The organism is Dermabacter vaginalis (assembly GCF_001678905.1).
GTDB classification, from domain to species: domain Bacteria; phylum Actinomycetota; class Actinomycetes; order Actinomycetales; family Dermabacteraceae; genus Dermabacter; species Dermabacter vaginalis.
In genome coordinates this window covers 61,760-81,539 of record NZ_CP012117.1, presented here as the reverse complement: position 1 = coordinate 81,539, position 19,780 = coordinate 61,760, and the positions used below count along the sequence as shown (strand labels likewise).

The 19,780-nt window shown below is 60.4% G+C and carries 16 protein-coding genes and 3 pseudogenes; 7 read left to right on the top strand and 12 right to left on the bottom strand.

Annotation, left to right across the window (positions count from 1 at the left end; translation table 11 throughout):
- Window positions 1-126: 126 nt before the first annotated feature.
- The 4 genes and pseudogenes from DAD186_RS00285 (at window position 127) to DAD186_RS10755 (ending at window position 4,812) form a co-directional block, all read left to right on the top strand.
- The gene (locus DAD186_RS00285) at window positions 127-1,494 is read left to right on the top strand and encodes an ABC transporter permease (RefSeq protein WP_208854259.1); all 1,368 of its coding nucleotides are present in this window, start codon (window positions 127-129) and stop codon (window positions 1,492-1,494) included.
- Complete coding sequence (locus tag DAD186_RS00280; RefSeq protein WP_082990995.1) at window positions 1,491-2,708, top strand: ABC transporter permease; 1,218 nt, start codon at window positions 1,491-1,493, stop codon at window positions 2,706-2,708. The genes DAD186_RS00285 and DAD186_RS00280 overlap by 4 nt, the downstream gene beginning before the upstream one ends.
- 9 nt (window positions 2,709-2,717) lie before the next feature.
- Complete coding sequence (locus tag DAD186_RS00275; RefSeq protein WP_065247019.1) at window positions 2,718-3,341, top strand: ABC transporter ATP-binding protein; 624 nt, start codon at window positions 2,718-2,720, stop codon at window positions 3,339-3,341.
- A 174-nt stretch (window positions 3,342-3,515) separates the two neighbouring features.
- Window positions 3,516-4,812: pseudogene (locus DAD186_RS10755) on the top strand (IS3 family transposase).
- Window positions 4,813-4,882: 70 nt separating this feature from the next.
- Here DAD186_RS10755 and DAD186_RS00260 read toward each other — a convergent pair.
- From DAD186_RS00260 to DAD186_RS00235, 6 genes are all read right to left on the bottom strand, one after another.
- The gene (locus DAD186_RS00260; protein ID WP_065247016.1) at window positions 4,883-7,339 is read right to left on the bottom strand and encodes a choice-of-anchor M domain-containing protein; all 2,457 of its coding nucleotides are present in this window, start codon (window positions 7,337-7,339) and stop codon (window positions 4,883-4,885) included.
- Between the two features lie 129 nt (window positions 7,340-7,468).
- Window positions 7,469-7,849 carry a hypothetical protein gene (locus DAD186_RS00255; protein ID WP_065247015.1) on the bottom strand — a complete coding sequence of 127 codons (381 nt, stop codon included), beginning with the start codon at window positions 7,847-7,849 and terminating at the stop codon, window positions 7,469-7,471.
- Window positions 7,850-7,892: 43 nt separating this feature from the next.
- The gene (locus tag DAD186_RS00250) at window positions 7,893-8,675 is read right to left on the bottom strand and encodes a hypothetical protein (protein ID WP_065247014.1); all 783 of its coding nucleotides are present in this window, start codon (window positions 8,673-8,675) and stop codon (window positions 7,893-7,895) included.
- Entirely contained in the window at window positions 8,672-9,187 is a 516-nt protein-coding gene (locus DAD186_RS00245) for a hypothetical protein (protein ID WP_065247013.1), read from the bottom strand. The genes DAD186_RS00250 and DAD186_RS00245 overlap by 4 nt, the downstream gene beginning before the upstream one ends.
- Window positions 9,188-9,259: 72 nt before the next feature.
- Window positions 9,260-10,510, bottom strand: a complete 1,251-nt coding sequence (locus DAD186_RS00240; RefSeq protein WP_065247012.1) for a hypothetical protein — start codon at window positions 10,508-10,510, stop codon at window positions 9,260-9,262.
- A gap of 26 nt (window positions 10,511-10,536) precedes the next feature.
- Window positions 10,537-10,875: a hypothetical protein gene (locus DAD186_RS00235; RefSeq protein ID WP_065247011.1), complete on the bottom strand. Its 339-nt coding sequence runs from the start codon at window positions 10,873-10,875 to the stop codon at window positions 10,537-10,539.
- Window positions 10,876-11,104: 229 nt separating this feature from the next.
- Here DAD186_RS00235 and DAD186_RS00230 point away from each other — a divergent pair, with 229 nt between their 5' ends.
- Together DAD186_RS00230 and DAD186_RS00225 are read left to right on the top strand one after the other, a co-directional pair.
- Entirely contained in the window at window positions 11,105-12,346 is a 1,242-nt protein-coding gene (locus DAD186_RS00230; RefSeq protein WP_065247010.1) for a Tm-1-like ATP-binding domain-containing protein, read from the top strand.
- A gap of 1 nt (window position 12,347) precedes the next feature.
- Window positions 12,348-13,175: a phosphoenolpyruvate hydrolase family protein gene (locus tag DAD186_RS00225; RefSeq protein ID WP_065247009.1), complete on the top strand. Its 828-nt coding sequence runs from the start codon at window positions 12,348-12,350 to the stop codon at window positions 13,173-13,175.
- 54 nt (window positions 13,176-13,229) lie between these two features.
- On the opposite strand, the gene DAD186_RS00220 is transcribed toward DAD186_RS00225, so the two are convergent.
- Complete coding sequence (locus tag DAD186_RS00220) at window positions 13,230-14,171, bottom strand: restriction endonuclease (protein ID WP_065247008.1); 942 nt, start codon at window positions 14,169-14,171, stop codon at window positions 13,230-13,232.
- Between the two features lie 234 nt (window positions 14,172-14,405).
- Here DAD186_RS00220 and DAD186_RS00215 point away from each other — a divergent pair, with 234 nt between their 5' ends.
- Window positions 14,406-14,963 carry a hypothetical protein gene (locus tag DAD186_RS00215; protein ID WP_157457049.1) on the top strand — a complete coding sequence of 186 codons (558 nt, stop codon included), beginning with the start codon at window positions 14,406-14,408 and terminating at the stop codon, window positions 14,961-14,963.
- Between the two features lie 108 nt (window positions 14,964-15,071).
- Here the strand turns inward: DAD186_RS00215 and DAD186_RS00210 are convergent, their stop codons facing one another.
- From DAD186_RS00210 to DAD186_RS00190, 5 genes and pseudogenes are all read right to left on the bottom strand, one after another.
- The gene (locus DAD186_RS00210; protein ID WP_065247006.1) at window positions 15,072-16,019 is read right to left on the bottom strand and encodes a cation diffusion facilitator family transporter; all 948 of its coding nucleotides are present in this window, start codon (window positions 16,017-16,019) and stop codon (window positions 15,072-15,074) included.
- Window positions 16,012-16,356: an ArsR/SmtB family transcription factor gene (locus tag DAD186_RS00205; RefSeq protein ID WP_236886260.1), complete on the bottom strand. Its 345-nt coding sequence runs from the start codon at window positions 16,354-16,356 to the stop codon at window positions 16,012-16,014. Before DAD186_RS00205 ends, DAD186_RS00210 begins: the two co-directional genes overlap by 8 nt.
- A gap of 111 nt (window positions 16,357-16,467) precedes the next feature.
- Window positions 16,468-16,692, bottom strand: a complete 225-nt coding sequence (locus DAD186_RS11260; RefSeq protein ID WP_311201302.1) for a type IIL restriction-modification enzyme MmeI — start codon at window positions 16,690-16,692, stop codon at window positions 16,468-16,470.
- Between the two features lie 105 nt (window positions 16,693-16,797).
- Window positions 16,798-18,155, bottom strand: a pseudogene (locus DAD186_RS11255) (DNA methyltransferase); the annotation flags it as partial.
- A 376-nt stretch (window positions 18,156-18,531) separates the two neighbouring features.
- Window positions 18,532-19,759: pseudogene (locus DAD186_RS00190) on the bottom strand (IS256 family transposase).
- Window positions 19,760-19,780: the final 21 nt, after the last annotated feature.

Sequence of the window (19,780 nt, the reverse complement as noted above, 5' to 3'; positions counted from 1 at the left end):
CACCGGCGCTTCCCACCTCAAGCTGGGAACCATTCCAGACTGCTTCGTTAGGTTCTTTCGTCGTTGCCGCACGCTGTTACGTGGCGGCTCAAACACCTAATGTCGCTTTCTGGAAAGGATTGTTCCGTGTCGTCTTTCGGCCGGGTCTGGCGCTACGTTTCACGTCAACGCGTCAAGTCGTTCATTATTGTGGGAATTTTTGCGGCGATGATGTCGGCGCTCATGGTGACCGGTTCGGTGACGCGCGCTGCCGATGCGGCGGGAGCGCAGGTCGAGAAGCGCACGGGTGCGGGTTTCGTGCTGCAAAACAACCCGCAGTTCAATCAGGGAACACCCCGCGGCGCCGGCACCGTGAAGGGTGCGGATATCGAGAAGATCACGAAGCTCAAGGGCGTCGAGAGCCACGTCGCTCGCCAGAACGTCACGGCGGATCTCGTGGGCGCGAGCGTCAAGAAGCTCGACCACAACGAGTACGACGAGCAGAAGGAAAAACAGTTCGGCAACGCCGCCAACGTGTGGGGCGTGAACGACTCTGAGCTGGAAAATAGCTTCCGCGGTGGGGCGCTCACCCTCACGCAAGGCCGCCACCTGCGCAGCGGAGACTCGCACAAGGCTCTCATTCACGAGGATCTCGCGAAAGCGAACGGCCTCAAGGTGGGCGATGAGATCACCGTGAAGGGCAACCAATTCGATGTGGATAACCAGAACAAGTCCACGACCGAGGTCACAACGGAAATCGTCGGCCTATTTTCGGGCGATAACCCGAGGCCCGTTGCCCAGCGCAGCGAGCTTTTCGCCAATACGCTCTTCACGGATCTTGATACGACCCGCGAGCTTTATGGCTGGACGGCAAAGACCGAGATTTATCAGGACGCAAATTTCTTCGTGAAGAAGGGCACCGAGCTCAAGGCGGTCGCGGAGGAAGCGAGCCGTCTCGGCATCGACTGGCGCAACTACCAGCTTGCCCCGTCGACGCAGTATCTCGCGGGCATCACCGGTGCGGTTGATGGCGTTCGCTCGATCATGAACGGCGCGAAGATCGCAACGTTTGTGCTGGCCATTGCGCTTTTGAGCCTCATGCTGTTCCTGTGGCTCGGTGAACGCAAGAAGGAAACGGGCGTGCTCCTTTCGGTGGGCACGACCAAGGGTGGAATGCTGCGCCAGTACTGGATGGAGCTTGGACTTATCGCCATTCCAGCGATCGGGATCTCGTATCTCGTGAGCACGTTGATCGCGCAATCTATCGGCTCTTCGGTGCTGGGAAGCGTCAATTCTTCTGCGAAGAATGGTTTTGCTCCCGGGCAGCAGGCCGGCGCCGATCTCGAATCGTCGAGCGCGCTTAAAACTCTCGATTCATTGCACGTAAGCCTCGGCAATCAGGATGTTGCTTACGTCGCGATCGCAGCGGCCGTCGTCATTATCGTGTGCGTGCTGCTCGCCGCACTCCCGATGCTTCGCACGGCTCCGAAAAAGCTTTTGGTGGCACTCAAATGAGAGGCCTTTCTTCGGCGCGTCTCGCCGTTCTTTCACTGCGCAGGCGCCCCGCACGCAGCATCATTCTTCTCCTGCTCATGACCTTGATTTTCACGGGGCTCGTGGCGCAATCAGGCGTGCGCGCCACGATGGGCGATATTAGTGGCGCGATCGATCGGAACGTCGGGGCTGGTTTCACGGCGCAGAATTCCGACGCCAGCCTCGCCCGCACCGATGCCGACGCTCTCGCGAAACTTCCCGGCGTAACCTCAAGTGCGTACGAGACGGATCTTCTCGTGAAACCGAAAGGTCACCGTCCCGTCTCGGCGGCCGGGGCGGTGCAGCTTGACCCGGAGTTCGCAAATGACATGACGGTGACGGCGACGACTAACTCGCAGTTGAATCCGCTGTTTCAAGGCAAACTCTTCACTCTTGAGCAGGGCGAGCACCTGAAGCCTTCGTCGCACGGCGCCCTCGTGCACAAAGACTTTGCCGCGAAGAACCGCCTGTCGGTGGGAAGCGCGATCACGCTCGTGCGTGACGGCAAGCTCGTGCGTCTCGTCGTGACCGGCATTTTCAGCGGTCGCGCGGAGAACCCTTCCGGCCTTCCTGCGGGCGCCGCCGAGAACCGTATTTTCGCCGCGGCCGAAGATATGTCGCCCCTGACCGATCCGGCGTCGTTGACTCTTGCGCGATACAGCACCGCGAGCGCTGAGGCGCTTCCCGCTGTGCTCGCGAAGGCGCATAAGGCTCGCCCTCACTTGAGCCTCGAGGATAATTCGGCGCAGTTTCGCACCGTCCTTGCGTCGATCGCAGGCGTGGAACGCCTTCTCACGTGGCTCGTTCTTGGTTTGAGTGCGGTGAGCATTGCGGTGCTCGTGCTCGTGCTCGCGTTTTGGGCGCGCGGCCGTCTTCACGAGATCGGGATTCTGCTCTCCCTTGGTAGGTCGAAGGGGAGCATCCTTCGTCAGTTCCTCGCGGAGATCTGTGCGCTCGTGGTCGTCGCGGCGGTTCTCGCACTCGGGTTGGGGTTCTTCGCGACGAATCTCGTGAGCGAGGCTCTCCTGGCTCACTCTCACGATCCGGTTCTCGAAGCCCTCTCCCCTTCCGCGAGTCCTCTCGCGGCCCTGGCCGCGCTTGGCGTCGGCGCCCTCATCGTCGCCATTGCTGTCGCAGCGGTTCTTTTTCCGGTTTTTCGGCGCAGCCCGAAGTCCATTCTCGCCTCTATGAGCTAGGAGCACATCATGAGCATTCTTCACCTTGATCACGTTAGCTACACCTACGAACAGTCTCGCGGCCGGGTTCTCGAGGACGTCTCGACAACCTTTGAGCTCGGGAAGCTCTACGCGATTGTCGGCGCCTCCGGTGCCGGAAAATCCACTCTGTTGAGCCTCCTTGCGGGCCTTGAAGCGCCCACCGGTGGCACGGTGCGGTTCAACGGAACCGATATCGCACAGACGGGGTATTCGAAGCATCGCCGCGAGCAGATCTCTCTCGTGTTTCAGAACTACAACCTGATCGACTACCTCACTCCGCTCGAAAACCTTCGTCTCGTGGATAAGAAGGCAGGCATCGAAAGCCTCGAGAACCTCGGGCTCACGAAGGACCAGGCGACCCGCAATGTGCTTCGCCTTTCGGGTGGGCAGCAGCAGCGCGTGGCGATCGCGCGTGCGCTCGTATCGAAGGCGCCGGTGATTCTCGCGGACGAGCCGACGGGCAACCTCGACGAGGACACGGCAGAAGCGGTGATCGAGATTCTGCGGGGCGCGGCAAAAGCCGGTAAGTGCGTGATCGTCGTGACCCACTCGAAGCGGGTCGCGGAATGCGCCGACGTGCAGCTGCGCCTCACGAAGCGAACCCTCGTCTAGCGGCACACGTCCCCGCTTCGGCCCCATAGTCACTGGTCATGTGAAAGGGCCCGCGCCTCCCTGGAGTGAACTGCTCCCCATTAGTTGGACTGAGAAATCAGTTACCGACTAGTGGGGAGTAGTTTTCTTTGAGAGCACGAAGTTCGCTGAGTGAGCATCAGCGCGAGCAGCTGGTTGAACTGTTTGAGCAAGGCATGGGCTCTCAAGCCGCTGCGAATGCTCTTGGTGTCTCCAAATACGCCGTCCGTAAGTTCTATCGTCGGTTTAAGCTGCATGGCAGGCTATGTCTTGTGGAGAAACCGACTAAGCAGCAGTATTCGTTCGACATCAAGAAGGAAGTTGCCGAGCGCCACCTTGCTGGTGAGACAGCGATGGATCTTGCGCGCGAATTTGGACTGTCATCAGAGCAGTTAGTCAGAGCGTGGTCGTGGAAATGGCGCAAAGGTGGCGATGAGGCACTAATGCCGAAGCCGAAGGGCAGGCCCAAAGGCTCGGTCGCGCCGAAGCCGCTCTCGGAGGAAGAGAAGCTGCGTCGCCAGATCGCACGGTTGGAAGCGGAAAACGCCTATCTAAAAAAATTGCGGGACTTGAGGAATCAGGGACGCGCCTGAAAGTCCAGGCGATTGTCATCCTCAAGTCACAGCATCCTCTGCAATACCTTTTGGATGCGGCAGATATGCCGAGATCGACGTTCTTCTACCACCAGAAACGCCTCAGCGAGCCGGATAAGCACGCTGCGCTCAAAGACGCGATCCGGGAAAGCTTCGAGCGTAACAAGTATCGCTACGGCTACCGGCGAGTGCTACTTGACCTGCGCAACCAGGGGTGGGTGGTCAACCACAAGCTCGTCTACAAACTCATGTGCGAGATGGGGCTTCGAGCGAAAGTCCGCCAGCGCAGGCCATATGTGTCCTACAGCGGGACGAGCAGCCACATTGCCGACAACACGCTTGACCGCAAGTTCACCCCAGATAAGCCCAATACCGTCTTTGCCAGCGACGTCACCGAGTTCAGGGTCGCAGGCCGCAAGGTCTACCTGTCACCGGTGATGGATCTGTTCGACCGTTCAATCGTTGCCCACACCGTGGCTACATCGCCGTCGACAGCGTTCACCGCCGATTCGTTAGCTAAGACGATTAACACGTGTGCGCCTGAACCTGGGTGGATGATCCACACCGATCAAGGTTTCCAGTACCAGCATTCGACCTGGCGCAACCTCATTCATGACAACGGTGGTGTTCAGTCGATGTCGCGTAAAGCCAACTGTTACGACAACGCGGTCATGGAGAATTTCTTCGGGCACTTGAAAACCGAGATGTACCACGGAGAAGTCTTCGACACCGTCGCAAAGTTCAACCAGGCGATCGACGAGTACATCCAGTGGTACAACACCGAACGCATCCAACAACGACTCAAGGGCCTGACCCCGATGCAATATCGAAATCAGACCCTTGAAGCCCTAACCGCCTAGAATTAAACCAGTCCAACTTTCGGGGGCCAGTTCAGGAGAAGCGCGGGCCCGTTTCTGTAGCTGTGAGCGGTTAGCTGTTCTTGCGGCGCCTTGTGAGTGCTGCACCGCCGGCCGCGAGCGCGCTCGCGGCAGCAACGGTCAGGCCCACGCTCGCGCCGGTGCGCGGGAGGTCGCTCAGAACGCCACCCTCGCCGCCTGCATCGGATGCGCCGGCGTCGGACGCCGCGGGTGCACTGCCACCGGCATCAGAGGCACCGGCACCCGCAGAACCGCCTTCGGCTCCGGTCCCATCGGCAGCACCGGCATCACCGGAACCGGCGGGGTTCTCCGGCTGCTGGTCCGACGGCTCCTCAGCCTCGCCGCCACCCTCATTGCCCGGCGACGGCTTCTCCACAACGAAGGTGAGGCGCTGGGTCTGCGCGGTAGCCTCCCCGCTCTCGGCGCTGCGCTCGCCGTTACTCGCCTGCTTAGCGTGCGCCGTGACGTCGATCGTGTACGTACCCGGCTTCGTAAAGGCCCACGCGGTGTGCATGTGGGTGCCGGGCGGAAGCGGGATGTCGGAAGCCTTCTCGCTCGTGGCGTACATCTTCTGGATCGTGCCGAGGTTCTCGGTGTACGCGAACCACTTACCGCCTTCGGGGGCGCTCACGGGGGTGAGCGTCATCGTCGCCCCCTCGGGGTATTTGTCGCGATCGAGTTCTTCGCTCGAGAAGCCCGGCCACACGCGCCCCTGCTGCTGGGCCTGCGGGAGAATGTACAGCTCGCTGCCCTTCGGGCCGAGCACGTCGTAGCTCTTGTCGGCAAGGATGTTGCCGCCGCGTTTTGCCTTTGCGAGCTTCGTGACCTCGAGCGTCACCGAGTCGATCGTGCGGGTCACGGATTTTTTCGCGTGTTGGCGCGAGTCGTCGCCGAGGGCGACGGAGAAGTTCCCGTCGACGTCCATAACGCGCAGGTCCACGTGCCCGTTGTTGATGGTCACGGGGGTGTTGAGGAGGGAACCGTCGGCCCCTTCATCCCCGGCGCCCGGGTCCGACGGTTGCCCACCCTCAGGTGTGTCCGGGGTACCCGTTGCGCCGTGCTCGGAGAACTGGGTCGAGATTTCCTTCCCTTTCGCGCTCACGGGCCCGAAGTCCGCGACTTCGGTGTTACCGATCGCGGCGCGCGGAAGCGGTTCGAGGGCAAGGCGCAGGTCGTACTGGTCGCCCTTGCAGTATTCGCGACTCACGTCGAAGCTGCGGCGTCCGGGGCCGCTCACCGCGTCCACCTCGCACGTCGGGAAATCAGAGCCCTTTTCGTAGAACCCGCCGGTCACGTGGTACACGAGGGAGTCGTCCGCGGGTTTCGTGTCGACCTTCATGAGGTTGTCGTTTTCTTCAACCTTGGCGCTGACGCTCACGTCGCGGGAGGTCGGCTTGACCTCGCCGTTCGGGAATCCAGTGGCCTGGTTTTCCGACGCCTCCTTAGGGAATTCACCGCTTTCGGTGGTGGAGGTTGCGGCCTTCCCCGTGGTCGAGGTGAGGGGCGCGCTCACCCAACGCGAGGCGCCCTTCGTAGGAACAAACACTGCCTGGAAGGTCGAGTCGGTTGAGCCGATCATCTCGCTCCACGTGGCCTTGCCGCCCTTCACGGGAACCTCGGCGAGGTGGTAGCCGTCGATGAAGAACACGACGGTGCCTTCAGCTTCGGCGTTGCCCGCATCGAACGTGAGGTCGGTGAGGTTCTCGTCGCCGTCCTTCTTCTTGCCGGTGTGCGGGGCGATGGTGAAGGTCGGGGTGGATTCGCCGGTCACTCCAGCGGCTTTGTCGTAGGCCGTCTTGACGTCGCCGAGCTTTTCGTCAGCGGGGTTGGTGCCGCCCACGCGCCACACGAGCGTTGTGGGCTTCGAGGCGGTGAAGGTGCCGTCGGACTTGCGTGCGCTCACCTGGTAGGTGAGCTCGTACCGGCCGGGCTTGGTGAACGTCGTGAAATTGTGGGTGTGCGTGCCCGGGTCGAGCCACACGGCGCGCGAGTTCTGATCGTGCGAGGAGAACAGGCGCGTGACGGGCAGGTCGCCGTAGCTCGAGTAGTTGAACATGTTCATCTCGCCGGGGCCGTTGAAGCCCGTCAGCTCGATGGTGAAGTTCTCGTCCTGGAATTGTTCGATGGGCACTGCCGTGTCGGCGCCGAAACCGGACCAGATCGGGGTGTTGCCCGGACCGGGGCTGTGGGGCGCCATGTAGAGGTGGTCGCCTTCTTTTCCGAGGAACGCGAGGCGCGGATCCTTCGTCACGTCAAAGATGTAGCTTTGCGTGCCGTCCTCCTGGTAGCCACGTCCCACCCAGTTGGTGGTCTTGTCCAGCGGGAGAGTTTTCCCGTTGGATTGGGAGTTGATCTGGAATGTCTTGGCGTCTTTGTCCCAAAAGACCTTGGGCGCGTCGATGTGCGCGTTCGTCTGGACCGTACGGTCGCCGTCGGGCCCCGCGAAGGCGGGTGCGAGGGCGAGCGTGAGAGCCGCGAGCGTGGCGCCGGTGGAGCGGAGAATCCGCATGAACCCCTCCTCGAATGGTAACTGTTCTCATTTACAGTACAGCTACCGGCGCCTCGCCGCCACCCGATCGACGCCCAGGGGTGGACAAAACACCAAGGCGATACGTGCGCGGAGTCCGGCCCGAGGGATTTATGCGCCGGAGGTGGTGCGCTTTCGTGCGGCGCGGTCCTTCTTGCGGCGCTCCACGACCCAGCGCGGTGCAAGCGGCCACGGCAGCGGCACGCCGACGCCGCCGAGAATGCCAATGGGGATCATGAATACGGTGATGATCCCGAGGATCCGCAGCGGCTCAGCCACGAATGCGCCTCCCGGAACCCCCAGCTCGTCGTAGATAATCTGGAGCGCACCCACGCTAAACACGGGCGTGCAATAGGGCAGAATCCACAGGTTGGGGATCTCGCGGTAGTCGTCGTACCACTCGGCGTTTTCCTGGTAGCGCACGTGAAACATGTAGAACGTAAAGATCGCTGCGGTCACGACGAAGATGAGGGCCCACAGAAGAATTTTCATGAGAGCACACGTCTCTCAGGTAGTTGGCGCCAGTTTCCGCAGCTCACCAAGTAGAAATCTGCTGAGCGCTCGGAAGCTGATGAGAGGCCATCATGAACAGCACCCACGCCTCGGTTGGCTCGAGGTAATGGGAGCTACCGAAGAGTTTTCGCGACTCCGAGAAAAACGATACGTAGCCGTGCGGGGTTGCCACCCACACCGTTGCGATCGGTGCCGAGCCAGTGTCGGTGTGCTTCTCGGATGCCACGACCACCTGCTCGTAGAGGCCCTGGGTGATGTCGCTCGCCATATCCTGGGAGATCGCGCCGAGTGCTTCGGCCACATCCTGCTGGGCCTTGTGATGCTTGCGTTCCTCACCGGGCTCGAGGACCAGGTTCTCCCAGGCCTCCGCTTCGATCTGCACCGCTTCGGTTGACGTAACGTCCTTCTCCGCGATGGGAGTGAGGTCCGTGAGGTCGAACAGCACGGTGTAGCGGCTCGAAAGAGGGTGGGACTTCAGCACGAAGCTCGGCGGAGTGGAGACTTCGCTCGTGAGTACGGTCTGGGCGCTCACACACCCGTTCGGGCCGAGCCACAGGAAACGGTTGTCTTCCGCGCCGTTGCCGGCAATCGAGGTGATCGTGAGCTGGTAGCGGTGATTTTTAAGGGTGTCCCAGATGGCCTCGGTGCCGTCGGCAACGTGTTGATCGCTCGCGACGACCCGGTCGTTGACGTCAACGACTTCGGATCCGTCGCTCGGGACCCCCTTCTCAAGCAGCATCATGAAGCTTTCGAAGCCGAGTTCCACCCCGGTGTTCTCGCTGCCCATGGTGTTGTGCTCCGTCATTTCGCCGACTCCTTCCACAGCAGGCCATGCCCCATGTTGAGGATGAGCTGCGCGCGCTCGCCCAGGAGCTCGGTGGGGTAGGTGATCGTGAGGTCAACGTGCGTGCCATTGTGCACCGCGATCCACTGGAACATCGTCAGCGGAATGCCGTCGGGATTTTGATACGACGCGATCCGCTGAAGCCCGGGCACGCCCTGAAGGCCGACGGTGTCTTCGCCCAAGTGCAGCAGCCGGTACTCGTCGAGCTGCTCGCCGAACGAATCCTCGACTTCCCCCTGGGTGGCCGCGAGCTTGTCGAGCGACTCGGTTCCCGGCTCGGCCTCCCTCTGGATGAGCACGATGTTCGGGCGAAATTGCTCGTTCCACACATCATCCGAAAGGTAGATGAAGAGTCCCCGGTCAGCCCCGGACGTATCTTCCTCCCACCCTCGCGGTGCGTACACGTCGACGACCATGTCCGGGTGGGTATAGGTCGTCACTTCCGCGGGTGTTGCCTCGCCAGATCCGGGCATTGCCCCTCCTAACGTCTTTTCGTCCACTCACACACTCTATGAAAACCGCTGTTCATCAGCGATTTCTGGGTGTTACTTGATGCCTTGGCTTAGGAATTTTTCGTTGCCCTTCTTCGCTAGCCAGCTACCTGCCGAGCCACCAGCGACACCGCCGATGATGCCGCCGACAACACCGCCCGCCACGGTACCAATCGGGCCGCCGAAGGAGCCGATCGCGGCGCCCATGGCCGCGCCGGCCTTGCCACCAGCCCAGCCGCCAACCCCCGCGCCGGTAGCGAGGGCACCCGCACGCGCACCCTTTTGCACATTACCCATGTCCGGGTTTACGTGAGAGTCCGTCTGCCATGAATCCACACCGGCAGCGGCGGCGCCGATGTAGTTTCCGGACTTCGACATGAACTTTGCGGTTCCCTTGATGCTCTTCCATTTTCCGTCGGTGACGGCCTGGCTGTGTTTGTGTGGGACTCGCGATGACTCACCCTGGAGCTTGAGCGTACTGCGCGCCACAAACGCCTGAAGAGTTCCGGTGGCGGTCGTTGGCTTTGCCAGCGGACTCAGCGGATTGCTTTCCGGAAGAACGGCTTTCGGATCCACAACATTGCTCGCGTCCCAGCCTGTAAGACCTTTGACGAGCCCCTTACCGAACTTACCTTTACCAGCAAGTCTCTTCAGGTACTTTGGCGCCCAATCCTCTTTGATTTCAATCGTACCGTTGGCATAGAAAAAGCTCATGCTGCGGTACTTGTAAAAATCGGTACCGAGCTTAAGCCCCTGAAGACCTGTTCCAGCGTCACCTTCAATATCGTTGCCGCGGGTAATAGCCCTGAGAAACTTCTTGCCTATGGCATCGCCGGTACTTTCTACGATGCCGCTAATCGAGCCGGCACAATCCTGGTCGGCGTGATCACGATCCAGCCTGAGCTGTCGACACTTCTCGTGCAATTCGGCTTCGCGAGCAGCGAGCGCTGCGCTGGCTCCAGGGAGACCAACAGTAGCGGCCAATTTTTCGGAGACGAACTGCGCAATTTCGATTTCAAGCTTAGCCTTGCGAGCCTGCAGCAGATCTAATTCAACCGAGTAGGCATCGAGTCGGGCGGCAATTTGTCCTGCGGATGCCTTCACTTCAGCTGCCATCTGCTCGGGCGTGTCCATTGCCTGATGAACTTGAGCAGCCTCGGGCGCATCATACTGGCCACGGATGGGCTGCCATGCGCCCGCGGTGTCCTTCATTCTTTTCTCGACCGTTTCGCCGGCGGTACGGATATCGGCCGCGCCAGAAGCGACGACTGCCGGGCTTTCGATCTCTGGGACATCAAAAATCATTGCTGTTCCTCACTCGTCGATCGTGCTTAGTTGATGCCGGGCATGTCGGTCACGTAGGCCTGCTGCCGTCCCGCATCGGCGAGCGTACACATCTGGTTGTCACCATCGATGTACGACTTCACCGCATCCGACGACGACTGGAGGTTGTTGTTCACCATCCCCACGAGGGCTTCACCCGCTGCCTCAAAGGCGGTGGCAACATCACCCGTGAGGGCGGCCGCCGTTTTAGGGCTGTGCGTGAGCCTGCCCCCCAAACTCGACGCATCATCCTTCAGGTTCGTGTCGGCAGATTCGATTTCTGAGACGGTTCCGGCCGTTTGCGAGATGGTGGCCTGGGCTGCCCTGTCGTCGATGTCGTAGTGCATGTCGATCCCCCGTTTTCTCAATCCTTCACGTACACGTTCTTCGGGATTTTCGTACGTGCCCCAGTAAACATCACGGACTGATAACGAACCTGGGCGTTCTTAGCCACACATGTACGCGTAGCCCATGAGTGGTCTCGAAACCGTAAGGGCCGGCTGAGGAGGTGGCTTCCTAGCCAGTGCCCATCCCAGAGATCTACCGTGGAAGAAGTCGATGACGAAGGAGTGCATAATGACGACCATTGCCTTGGTAGGAACGCTCGATACAAAAGCCGAAGACTATGCCTGGCTGAAAGGGCGTCTCACAGAATTGGGAGTCAACGTGCTCGCCGTCGACGTCGGCTCGTTTTCCACGGCCGATTTCGCGGATGTCTCTTCCGACGAAGTTATCGAGGCCGCCGGCGAGGATGCCGCGAAACTTAGAGAGCGCCGCGACCGCGGCGAAATGATGGCGGTCATGGGTCGCGGTGCTGCCACGATCGTGCAGAAGCTCGCGGAAGAGGGCCGCATTCACGGTCTTCTTGCGGTCGGTGGCTCGGGCGGTTCGTCTGTGGCCGCGCCCGCGATGCAAGCGGTTCCGGTGGGCTTTCCGAAGCTTCTCGTGTCGACCATGGCCTCGGGGGATGTTTCTCCGTATGTCGGCGAAACGGACACGACACTTATGTACTCGGTCGTGGATGTTGCCGGCATCAACTCGATTTCTGCGATGGTACTCGGCAATGCGGCCGCAGCAATCGCAGGAATGGCGAAGGAATTCGAAGCACGCACGAAGAGAACCCCTGTTGAGCACCGCCCTCTCGTGGGACTCACGATGTTCGGGCTCACCACTCCCGCAGCAGATGAGGCTCGCAAGACTCTCTCGGATCTCGGCTACGAAGTACTCGTGTTTCACGCGACCGGCACAGGCGGCCGGGCAATGGAAAAGCTCATCGAGTCGGAATTGATTGTTGGCGTGTGCGACCTGACGACAACGGAACTCGCCGACGATCTTGTGGGCGGAGTGCTAAGTGCCGGACCCGACCGGCTCGAGATGGCAGGGCGTACGGGAACGCCGCAAGTGGTGAGCCTTGGCGCCCTCGACATGGTGAACTTCGGTCCAAAAGACTCGGTCCCGAGCGAATTTGAGGGCCGCACATTCCTCGTGCACAACCCGACGGTCACTCTCATGCGCACCTCCCCCACCGAGACACACGAACTGGGTCGCCGCATCGGCACGAAGCTTGCCGCCGCGAAGGGGCCCACCGAGCTTTTCATTCCCTCAAAAGGCTTGAGTGGCATCGATGTTGAGGGCGGCCCATTCCATGACCCCGAAGCAGATACCGCACTTTTTGACGCCGTGAAGCAGAGCCTCGAAGGCAGCCCCGTTGCCGTGCACGAGCAAGGCTGTGCCATCAATGACGAGGGCTTCGGCCGCGCAATGGCCGAACGCCTCCACGAACTTATCCGCAACCAATCGGGAAAGAAGGAGAACTGACATGTCCCGCAAAGAAATCCTTGAAGCGCTGCGTGCAAAGGTCGCGAGCGGAAAGCCCATCATCGGCGGCGGTGCCGGAACGGGTATTTCGGCGAAGTCGGCGGAGGCCGGCGGTATTGACCTCCTCGTCATTTACAACTCCGGACGCTTCCGCATGGCTGGCCGCGGCTCACTCTCCGGGCTCCTCGCCTATGGAGACGCGAACGGCATCGTCATGGAGATGGCAAACGAGGTGCTTCCGGTTGTGAAGCACACCCCTGTGCTCGCGGGCGTGAACGGCACGGATCCGTTCCGCGTGATGCCGCATTTCTTGAAGCAGGTCAAAGAGATCGGCTTCGCGGGTGTACAGAATTTTCCGACGGTTGGCCTCATCGACGGTGTTTTCCGCGCGAATCTCGAGGAAACCGGCATGGGCTTTGGCCCCGAGATCGACATGATTCGCATGGCGAATGAGCTTGATCTTCTCACCTCGCCCTACGTCTTCGACATCGAACAGGCGAAAGAAATGGCCGCTGCAGGCGCCGATATTCTCGTGCCCCATATGGGCCTCACGACCTCGGGCACGATCGGTGCGCAGACCGCTCTCACTCTCGAGGAGTCAGCCAAGAAGGTCCAAGAGCTCGCCGACGCTGCACGAAGCGTGAACCCGGACATCCTGTGCCTCTGCCACGGCGGCCCGATCGCCAATCCCGAGGATGCTCAATACATTCTCGATAACACCGACGGCATCGTCGGCTTCTACGGCGCTTCCTCCATCGAGCGGTTCCCCACCGAAACGGGCATCCGCGAGCAGACGGAGAAGTTCACTCAGATCACGTTCTCCGAGTAAGAGCTCTGCCCTTGCCTCTCGGCCCGCCGAACGGCAACGCTTGGCGGGCCATTTCTACTGTATGTCTTCTTCGAAGTAGTCCTCGTCCACGGAATAGAGCGTGAACTCGTGGGCCTTCTCGACGCCGACGCCGTAGGCGAGCATCAGCTTCGTGAGGCGCAAGCCGTCGATCAGCACGATCCGCCCGTGACGGTAACCGGCAGCGGTGACTTTCGCTCGGTCTAGAAATGTTGAGGTCGTGATGAATACACCGAGGTTGGCACCCTGTGCATCGAGAGAGCCGATGAAGTTGCGGATTTCGGGCTCACCAACCCTGTTGGTGTCGGCGTAGCGTTTCGCCTGGATATACACGTTCGTGAGGCCGAGGGCATCCTGGTGGATGATGCCATCAATCCCGCCATCGCCCGAGCGCCCAACATGCTGCTTCTCGCCATAATCGCCGCCGTAGCCCATTGCCCACAACAAGTCGATGACGGCTTTTTCAAAGAACTCTGGCGAGTTTTCCTGGAGGCGCTTCCGGAGGTCGGTTTCAACCTGAGCGTTGAAGTCACGTGTGCGCGTAGCGATAGCCTCGACCGGATCGGCCTCTTCAGCAGCCTCGTTAACCACAGCGGGGGCGGGCGCGTCTTCGGATCGCCGGGCGGTGACCTCATTCTGATATTCCTGCCAGGCCCTCCACTCGAACAGGTCTTTTTCCGTATAAGAAAGCAGGTTCCGTTGTGCGACTTGAAGACCGTTGGGGGTGATGCGATACGTCCCCCGCTTCGGACGTTCGAGAAGGCCCGCCTTGGTCATACTCGAGCACGCCCACCCCGTACGATTCATGAATCGCGGCTGACCCGAATTGAGTCGTTCACTCCGTGTCTCCTGTGTGAGCCCAGCGGCATCAGCAACAAGTTCACATAATTCTCGAAAACCACGAACTTTGCCGTCAGCAAGAACGGCTAACACCACCGGCCGAAACTCATCGATTGTGGGGGTATTGTCGGTAGCCATGGTGGACGTCCTAACGATTTCAAAACCAGTCCTCTCCAACGCTACCCTCAGAGCCAACTAACTGAAGAACTAATCTCGAGGGATTCGTCAGTGGATTACCAAATCTTCGACTTAATGCGCACGCGCTACGGTCTCTGCGGGAGTTGGGCCGTGTGGAATGAATCGACTTGGCACCCCGACCCCATCCGCGCTCCACAATTGAAGCTCGATTCTGTAGTTCGCACGTTTGGAGAAGTGCGGAGCCAGCAACAGTTGGATACCGAGCTCCCTTCGCTACGCACAGATCTTGTACTCGTCGCCCTCAACTTTGCCGAGCGGGCCGCCGACATCACCGACGTCACTGACAATTTGAGCTTCGCGAGCTTTCATGAAGAGTGTGGTCGCACAAGCGATAAGCGTCTACGTGAGGCATGCAAAGGCAATGGACTCGAGGGCGCGTACATTACCGATCTCGTGAAAATGCGAAACGGTACGCTCGCGCCGTTCCGAAGCAGCAAGTCGATGCCCATCAACACGCTTCTACGGGATCCACGCTTCGTGCGCGAGCAGATCGAGGGCCTGTGCAAGGAACTCCAAACTCTCGGTAGCCACGACCCACTCATCATTTGTCTTGGTGCAGAGGCCTTCAGAGCACTTCATGATCCCGCATCCCTCGGTGCACTTCGGGAGTGTTGCGGAGATGGCACTCAGGTCGCTCGGATCACTCACTACTCGTCAATGACAGGCATGGCGCTGCCGACGTACATCTCTCGCGTCGGCCAGGAACTGGCGGACTTTCGCGATTATCTATAGAGCCCAGGCACTCAAGTTCACGCTCATCTCGTTCGCCAAGGAGGAACTTTGCTTGCAGGCACCCCTTCCGTTGCTCGGGAGAGTGCCGGATCAGTGCTCCTTGCCCGCTCAAGGGTGAACGGAGAGTTCTTTTGGCCCGTGATGAGGCGGCTCGAACTGGAAGGTAGAGTGTTCAACGTCGAAATGTCCCGCGACGCAGTGCTGCACTTGGCCGAGTAATTCGGGAATATGTCCGTCGGTAAAGCACTCGTCGTCGACAACAATGTGGGCTGATAGTGCCGGCAGGTCGCTCGCGACGCTCCACACATGCAGGTCATGCACGCGCTGCACGTGGGGAAGTTCAAGAAAGTGGGTGGTGACTTCCTCGAGGTCAATTCCTTCCGGGGCTGCTTCGAGCAGAATTCGGCCGACGGCGCGCAAGAGATTCCACGCTGCGTGCACCATGAGGGCACACACCAGAAGGGACGCAATGACATCGGCAAGAGTCCACCCGGTCACCATGATGATGAGCGCGGCAACAATGGTTCCGAGGAAGCCGTAGAGGTCGGTAAGAATGTGTTGGTAGGCACCTTCGATATTGAGGCTTGAGCGATTGGCGCGAGCAACCAACCACGCGACGACGATGTTCACGACCACCCCGACCAGGGCAACGATCAGCACGGGGCCACCGTCGACCTCGGGTGGTTCGAACAGACGCCGGACTGCCTCCACAGCGATGACTCCAGCCACGATCAGGAGCGTAATGCCGTTGACCGCGGCGGAGATGGTTTCCACGCGTTTGAGGCCCCAGGTCCACGCCCCTTGGGCAGGCCGAGCGGCGAGGCGAATGGTCCATAGCGCTAGCCCGATCGCTCCGACGTCGGACAGCATGTGCCCGGCATCCGACAGCAGTGCGAGGGAGCCAGTCAGAAGGCTGACGATGACTTCGGCGACCATAAAGACGCTCAGCACAATCAAGGCCACCCACAGAGTCGTGCGGTCGGCGTCGGCAGAGATGCTGTGGTCGTGTGCCTCGTGAGAGTGCTTGCGCCTGCGCGACACGGATGGTTTAGTCATGGCTCGTGCTCTCCGGCTGCGAGGTTTGCCTCAGTTTTTCGGTGCCGTCGAAGAAGGCCTTTGCCGCCGTGAGAAGCGTCTTCGTTTCCTCGGGATACGCCAAGGTGTAGTACGTCGCGCGGCCATGCGTGTGGCTTGCGAGGAGCCCACTTTTTCGTAGCGAGGCCACGTGCGTTGACACTGTCGATTGCGCAAGACCCACGTGCTCGACGAGGTCCGTCACGCGGTGTTCGCCTAACAGCAAATGCTGGATGATTTGAAGCCGATGACCATCGGCGAGGCTCTTAAAGAGAGTCACCCAGTTCTCACGTTCTTCGAGGGAGGTTTCTTCACCCATATACATCGCCACAGATCGATAATATCACCTTTAGGCGATGTTAGCCATGCAGGGTCGATCGGCAGAAGCCGCCGCGACCGCCAAAGTCGCGCTTTGACGCCCGCAAAAGCACTACCGCCGCGGGCCTTCGTTTTCAGCGGCGGTCATCTCTGCGTAGCGCTCAAAGAGCAGGGTGAGGCGCTCCTCGTTCGAGTGGAGCGGTTTCTTCGCGCCGAACGCTTTGTCGACGACGCGATCGAGCGCAGCGTGCGCCTTGAGAAGCGCGGGGCTCATCGCGAGGGGGTTGTAGTGCTCGGCGAGAGAACGCTCGGGATGCAGCTCGCGCGCCGCGATCACGCCCTTGCCCGCCTCGATGATCTTTTCGCGCAGTTCCGGTTCGACGGCGGGGAGCGGGAGGTTGTTCCACACGAGCGTGTTCGAGAAGCGTAAGTCTGATTTAAGCTGGCCATCCACCGCGCGCTGCCATGTGATGAACATCGACGACGAAATCACGCCGAAAAGGAAACCGTCAGGGTCCTCGGCAGTAAAAAGTTGGTTTCCGGTTATAACTGTCTCCGGGAGATGTTGCACAGTGTAAAAGTTTCTTGCTTCCGAAACCACAGCGGGGATCCCTACGTAAGGCACTAGCGGACGGTTCGCATTTCCCCTAAACAAGTGGGGCGTGTCTCGGAGCTTATAGGCATCGCTGCCCGTCGTTTGCGACGAGCGCCACCGACGGCAGGCTTCTACTCTTTCTTTCAGTACCGGTGCACGTTGGATGTCGCTGGGCTCGAAGTCTTCATCCGCCATCCACAGGCACCAACGATCAAGGCCTCGAACGACTTCGCGACCTTGACGAAACTCCCGTAGATATTTCGCGGCGGTGGGGTCCGCGGCAACTTCGGAATATTCATCGGCTTCGACAATGAGGTTGCCTCCGTCAGCTGGTTTAGAGCCGAAAGCAACTTTCGGAAGCTGAGGGCTCAACGCCTTTGATCGCTTCTGTACAAGTACGTTCGGCCCATCCACGAGGTAGGCATTGATCTGCTTTGCGGGAACCTGGGGCGGCTCGCCTTTGACATTGTTGTAGGTGAACAGCTGCGGGGCGCTGCGTTCGTGCTTGTCGTAGCCGGTAATGACACAGTGAACGGCGGCACTTCCGGGTACTTCGCTCTGCCACGCGAAGGTTTGGTGGGCGAAACGGATACGCCAGCCCACGTCGAAAAGCGGGCCAAACAGCGCGGGAACGGGCTGGCCCTGCGCAATGGAGTTTGTGGACACGAACGCGAAGCGGCCGCCAGTGACGGAACGGAAGAAATCGCTCGACTTTTGAACCAAGCGGTCACGTACTCGAGGTAACCGTCGTAAAGCTCGCCCCACACGAGCTTCATATCCTCCGTTTGATCCGCTGCCTTCGTGTACTGCCCAATGAACGGCGGATTGCCCATGATGAATGTGTTCGGGCCCGTCGGCACGAGCTCGCGCCAATCGAGGCGCAATGCGTTGCCCACGGTGATCTGGGCGGAATCCTGGAGGGGAAGCATCGGCTTCGAATAGCCGAGAGTGAGGTTCATGGCCTGGTTTGCCTGATGCTCCACGAGGAACATCGCGGTGCGGGCAATTGTCGCGGGCCACTCCTCGATCTCGATGCCGTGGAACTGGCGAAGGCGCACGTGCACAAGATCTTCCGCCATGAGGTCCAGCTGAACGCCGCCACTGTTCAATTCCTGGAGCCGCTCGTGGATCTTCAGCTCGAGGGCGCGAAGCTCGCGGTAGGCGATGATAAGGAAGTTGCCGCAGCCACACGCCGGATCGCACAACTGGTCACGTTGGATACAAGACCCCAGTGCGGAGTGGCGCTATCGGATAGCGTCATTACCGGCTATGAACTGGGAATTCCGGCTGCCGCGGACGTTTGGAGATTAGCCTGCTGTACCGCTGAGTATCTGGCACGTCACTACCCGGCTGGCGTCCGTAGAGGGGGTGAACCAGTCGGGATCTCGCGCGCAAGAATAGACGCGGGGTCTCGACAAATGATGCGGGTAGCACCTCTACCTGTAGACGATACCGCTTGCTATTCGTTCTTGCAGGTGGGCCGACGACCATCTGCACTCCTAGTCAACTACAAAGCTTTTAGCAAGTTGGGGGTCAAGTCCCTTGTAGTGGTGTAACGGCGTTTTCCTCTCGTTTGGGGTTTTAGCCTGCGAGTGCGGGCATGTCGGCATCGGTCGTGGTTGTGGGTGTGGTGATCAGGTTGAGGCGGCTCTTGGCGAGGACTTCCAGGCCGAGGTAGCGGCGGCCTTCTGCCCATTCATCGGTTTGCTCGGCCAGGACGGCGCCGACGAGCCGGACAATCGCTTCCCGGTTTGGGAAGATCCCAACCGCATCGGTGCGGCGCCGGATCTCGCGGTTCAGCCGTTCGGTGGGGTTGTTCGACCAGATCTGCTGCCAGACCTCGGTCGGGAAGCTGGTGAACGCGAGAATGTCAGCGCGGGCGGCATCGAGGTGGTCTGCGACGTCGGGGAGTTTCTCGGCGGTGTAGTCCAGTAGCCGGTCGAACTGGGCGTGAACAGCATCGGCGTCAGGCTGGTCATAGACGGAGTGGAGCATGACCTTGACCGCCGGCCACAAGCTCTTGGGAGTGATGCTCATCAGGTTCGCGGCGTAGTGAGTGCGGCAACGCTGCCAGACGGCACCGGGCAGGTTCGCCGCGATCGCTTCCACGATGCCTCGGTGGGCGTCGGAGGTGACCAGCCGGACCCCGGACAGTCCTCGGGCGACCGGATCGGCGAAAAACTCGTTCCAGGCCGGGCCGGTCTCGCTCGTGGCGACCCGCATCCCTAAGACTTCGCGATGCCCGTCGGCGTTGACCCCGGTCGCGAGCATGACGACCGCGTTGACCACACGACCTCCCTCGCGAACTTTCATCGTCAACGCGTCGGCGGTCACGAACGTGAACGGCCCAGCATCGCCTAGTGGGCGGTGTCGAAACTCGGCGACGTGCTCGTCCAACTCGGCGGCCATGCGAGAGACCTGGGACTTCGACAGCCGGTCGATTCCCAACGTCTTGACCAACTTGTCCATCCGGCGAGTACTGACTCCAGCGAGATAGCAGTCGGCAACAACAGTGATCAATGCGGACTCGGCGCGCTTGCGACGCTCCAGCAGCCACTCAGGGAAATAGGTGCCCTGGCGTAGTTTCGGGACCGCGATGTCCAAGGTCTCAACACGGGTATCGAGAGGCCGGTGGCGGTAGCCGTTGCGCTGGGCCCGTCGGTCAGGATCTGGGCGGCCGTACTCGGCACCTGCAACCGCATCAGCATCCGCAGACAGCAACTCGTTGATCACAGTCTGCAACAGGTGACGCCTCGGCAAGCAGTTCGCCAAGCAGCCCGGCAGGGTCGACAATATGGGTAGCGGTCATCGTGTGGCCTTTCGCGAGTGA

Coding starts and splice junctions, on each gene's coding strand:
- DAD186_RS00225 (WP_065247009.1), top strand. CDS start 12,348: ATGTCCCGCAAAGAAATCCTTGAAGCGCTGCGTGCAAAGGTCGCGAGC.
- DAD186_RS00250 (WP_065247014.1), bottom strand. CDS start 8,675: ATGACGGAGCACAACACCATGGGCAGCGAGAACACCGGGGTGGAACTC.
- DAD186_RS00230 (WP_065247010.1), top strand. CDS start 11,105: ATGACGACCATTGCCTTGGTAGGAACGCTCGATACAAAAGCCGAAGAC.
- DAD186_RS00240 (WP_065247012.1), bottom strand. CDS start 10,510: ATGATTTTTGATGTCCCAGAGATCGAAAGCCCGGCAGTCGTCGCTTCT.
- DAD186_RS00255 (WP_065247015.1), bottom strand. CDS start 7,849: ATGAAAATTCTTCTGTGGGCCCTCATCTTCGTCGTGACCGCAGCGATC.
- DAD186_RS00205 (WP_236886260.1), bottom strand. CDS start 16,356: ATGGGTGAAGAAACCTCCCTCGAAGAACGTGAGAACTGGGTGACTCTC.
- DAD186_RS00245 (WP_065247013.1), bottom strand. CDS start 9,187: ATGCCCGGATCTGGCGAGGCAACACCCGCGGAAGTGACGACCTATACC.
- DAD186_RS00210 (WP_065247006.1), bottom strand. CDS start 16,019: ATGACTAAACCATCCGTGTCGCGCAGGCGCAAGCACTCTCACGAGGCA.
- DAD186_RS00235 (WP_065247011.1), bottom strand. CDS start 10,875: ATGCACTACGACATCGACGACAGGGCAGCCCAGGCCACCATCTCGCAA.
- DAD186_RS00280 (WP_082990995.1), top strand. CDS start 1,491: ATGAGAGGCCTTTCTTCGGCGCGTCTCGCCGTTCTTTCACTGCGCAGG.
- DAD186_RS00220 (WP_065247008.1), bottom strand. CDS start 14,171: ATGGCTACCGACAATACCCCCACAATCGATGAGTTTCGGCCGGTGGTG.
- DAD186_RS00275 (WP_065247019.1), top strand. CDS start 2,718: ATGAGCATTCTTCACCTTGATCACGTTAGCTACACCTACGAACAGTCT.
- DAD186_RS00260 (WP_065247016.1), bottom strand. CDS start 7,339: ATGCGGATTCTCCGCTCCACCGGCGCCACGCTCGCGGCTCTCACGCTC.